Genomic DNA, 3,433 nt, shown 5'->3' with positions numbered 1-3,433 from the left:
GAGATCACCGGCCTGTCGAACAACAACTACATCCTGACCACCTGCCCGCCGGAGAAGCTGGACGAGGTGACCGATGCGCTGCGTCCCCTGCTGCGCCGGTTCGGCGGCATCTGCATCGTCTCCGAGGCGCGCTGGCTGTCGCACTGAGCCGCGACGCCCCCGGTTCATTAGGTTTCTCCCGTGACGTGGCCGACGTGATTTCCCGAGAGGCAGTGACGAGATGAGCGACATATACGATTTCCAGAAGCGCCGGGCCGAGAGCCAGGGCATCGACTTCGGGGCCATCGACTGGACGGGGGTCCGCAAGGCGTTGCGCTGGGGGCTCGTGGTCGTGGCGCTGATCATCCTGTGGAACGTGCTCCGGCGGCTGGGGATCTTCTACACCGACTGGCTGTGGTTCCGCGAACTCGGGTACGACTCGGTGCTCGTGAAGATCGCCGTGACCGGCGGGGCCCTCTTCCTCGCCTCGGCCGTCGTGTTCGCGGTCGCCGGGATCCCGAGCCTCCTCGCCGCCGCCCGGGCCACCGAGCGCGCCCCGCTTCCCGAGGCGCCGCTCGAGGTGTCGGACTACCTGCGGGTGCACGCGTTCCTGAAGCGTCTCGGCCTCGGGGTGGTGCTCCTCGTCGCCCTCTTCCTCGGCTCGTACGCGGCCTCGAACTGGGAGACCGTGCTTCTCGCCATGAACGCGGTCCCGTTCGGGGAAGCCGACCCGATCTTCGGCCACGACTTCTCGTTCTACATCTTCACCCTCCCGGCGCTCCGCTTCCTGCACGGCTGGCTCGTCGGGGCGGTGGTGGCGCTCGGGATGATCGTCCTGGTGTTCCACAACCTCACCGGCCGGCTGCGGGGCGAGACGGCGGCGCTTCCGATCGCCTCCCGCACCTGGATCGCCGGCCTCGGGGCGGCGCTCTTCGTGCTCATCGCGATCGGCCACTGGCTCGGCCGCTACGAGCTCCTGTTCTCGCCCACCGGGACGGTGTTCGGCGTCGGGTGGACCGACGACCACGTCAACCTGCCGGGACGGGCGCTGCTCGCCGTCATCGCCCTCATTACGGCCGGCTTCCTGGCCTTCTCGGCGATCCGCTTCCGGGGATACAAGTGGATGGCCTGGCCGGTGGTCGGGTGGCTGGCTCTCGTGGTGCTGGTCGGGTCCGTCGCCCCCGGCCTCATGCAGCGGCTGCGCGTCGAGCCGAGCGAGCTGGCGCTGGAGCGCGAGTACCTGGCCTCCAACATCGAGTACACCCGGAAGGCCTTCGCTCTCGAGGGGATGGAGTCCCGCGACCACCCGGCGCGCGGGACGATCGACGCCGGCATCGTGGAGGAGAACCAGGGGACCATCCGGAACGTGCGGCTGTGGGACGAGGGGCCGCTGCTCCAGAGCTACAACCAGATCCAGTTCTTCCGCCTCTACTACGACTTCATGCAGGTGCACACGGACCGGTACACGGTGGACGGCGAGCTGAGGCAGGTGATGCTCGCCACCCGGGAGCTGTCGGCCAACAAGCTCCCCTCCGAGGCGCAGCGGTGGATCAACCGGCGGCTCCAGTTCACGCACGGCTACGGCGTCGCCATGAGCCCCGTCACCGAAGTGGAAGCGGGCGGGCGCCCCACCTTCTTCATCCGCGACGTGCCTCCGGTGGGCCGGATCCCGCTCGAGCAGCCCGAGATCTACTACGGTCTCCGCAGCCTCGACTACGTGATCGCCCGGAGCGGCATGCAGGAGTTCAACTACCCGGGGACGGACGGCCCGGTGTACACGAGCTACGAGGGGGAGGGAGGGGTCGTGCTCGGCTCCCTGTTCCGCCGCCTGCTGTACGCGTGGCGGTTCGGCGACCTCAACATCCTGATCACCGGCGAGATCGGTCCGGAGAGCCGCATCCAGTACCGGCGCACCGTGGCCGAGCGGGTGGGCACGATCGCGCCCTTCCTGCTCAAGGACCGGGAAGCCTACGCCGTGGTGGCCGACGGCCGGGTGTCGTGGATCCAGGACGCCTACACGGTCACGCACCGGTATCCGTACGCCACCCGGTGGAGCGCCCGGTTCAACTACATCCGGAACAGCGTCAAGGCGGTGGTGGACGCGTACGACGGGAGCGTGGACTTCTACGTCTACGAGCCCGACGACCCGCTGATCCAGACGTGGAGCGCCGTGTTCCCGGGCCTGTTCAAGGCGAAGGAAGAGATGCCGGAGCACCTGAGAGCGCACGTCCGGGTGCCGCTCGACCTGTTCACCGTGCAGACCCGCATGCTGCTGCAGTACCACATGCAGGACCCGGTGGTGTTCTACAACAAGGAAGACCAGTGGGACATCCCCGTGCAGAGCTCGTTCGGACGCACCGAGCAGCTGCGCCCCTACTACATCGTGGCGCGCCTGCCGGGCGAGGTCGGCGAGGAGTTCCTGTTGATCCAGCCCTTCACCCCGGACAACCGGCACAACCTGGTGGGGTGGATGGCGGCCCGGAACGACGGGGAGCACTACGGGGAGCGCATCCTGTTCCGCTTCCCGACCGGGCGGCACGTCGACGGTCCGAACCAGATCGAGGCCCGCATCGACAACGACGCGGTGATCTCCGAGCAGTTCACCCTGTGGGGCCAGGTCGGCTCCGAGGTGGAACGGGGGATCCTGCTGGTGATCCCGATGGGCGACGCCATCCTGTACGCCGAGCCCGTGTTCCTGAAGCCGGAGACGCTCGAGTTTCCCGAGCTGAGGCGCATCATCCTGGCCGATGTGGAGCAGGTGACGATGCATCGCTCCCTGCAGGCCTCGGTGGATGCGCTGATCGGCGAGCGTCCCGCCGTGGCGCCGGTCTACGAGGAGGCGGTGCCCGAGCCACTGACCGGCGAGCGGGAGGCCGCGGCCGAGATCGGGGAGGCCCCGCCCGGAGAGGCCCGCGAAGAGGGGGCGGCCGGGGTGGAGACCCGGCGCAGACCGGACGTCGAGGTGAGCCCGGCGCTGGTGGACTCGATCCGCCAGACGCTCGACCGGCTGAACGAGCTGCTCGAGAGGCTGGAGCGGGAAGGGGGCTAGAAGCCGCACTGCCGCAGACCTTTGCGGCGCCCCGACCCTCGTATATACTGGCGCATGCCAAATAACTCCGTCTGGGAGCGCGTGCGCCGCGCCCGAATGGTCCGAGTCGTTCTCGTCTACCTGGGCGCGGCGTGGGGCGTCCTGGAGGTCACCGAGCTCCTCCAGGACAGCCTGTCGCTGCCCGAGTGGGTCCTTCCCGTCGCTTTCCTCCTCCTTCTCATCGGCCTCGTCATCATCGCCGCCACGGCGTGGGTGCAGGCGGGTCCGGGGGCGGTCGCGTCAGTGTCGCCTGGTGGCGAAGCTGCGGGGGCGGAGGACGCCGGCGCGGGGGGCGAGGAGCTTCCGGGCCCGTGGGAGGTCGACGCGAAGGGTCTGGCGTCGAGCCTGAAGCGGGGCCGCCTTCCG

1 protein-coding gene and 1 pseudogene are annotated in these 3,433 nt (G+C 69.0%); both read left to right on the top strand.

Features of this window, described 5'->3' with window-relative positions:
* The first annotated feature begins 220 nt into the window (after positions 1-220).
* Positions 221-3,028: a UPF0182 family membrane protein gene (locus tag AC36XV_RS10420; RefSeq protein ID WP_492203617.1), complete on the top strand. Its 2,808-nt coding sequence runs from the start codon at positions 221-223 to the stop codon at positions 3,026-3,028.
* 54 nt (positions 3,029-3,082) lie between these two features.
* Positions 3,083-3,433 (top strand): annotated as a pseudogene (locus tag AC36XV_RS10415) (hypothetical protein); the annotation flags it as partial.

The sequence above is a fragment of the Candidatus Benthicola sp. genome, from assembly GCF_058719085.1.
Note: the sequence above shows the minus strand (reverse complement) of the source record. Positions and strands in the feature narration are given on the sequence as shown.

Coding starts and splice junctions, on each gene's coding strand:
- AC36XV_RS10420 (WP_492203617.1), top strand. CDS start 221: ATGAGCGACATATACGATTTCCAGAAGCGCCGGGCCGAGAGCCAGGGC.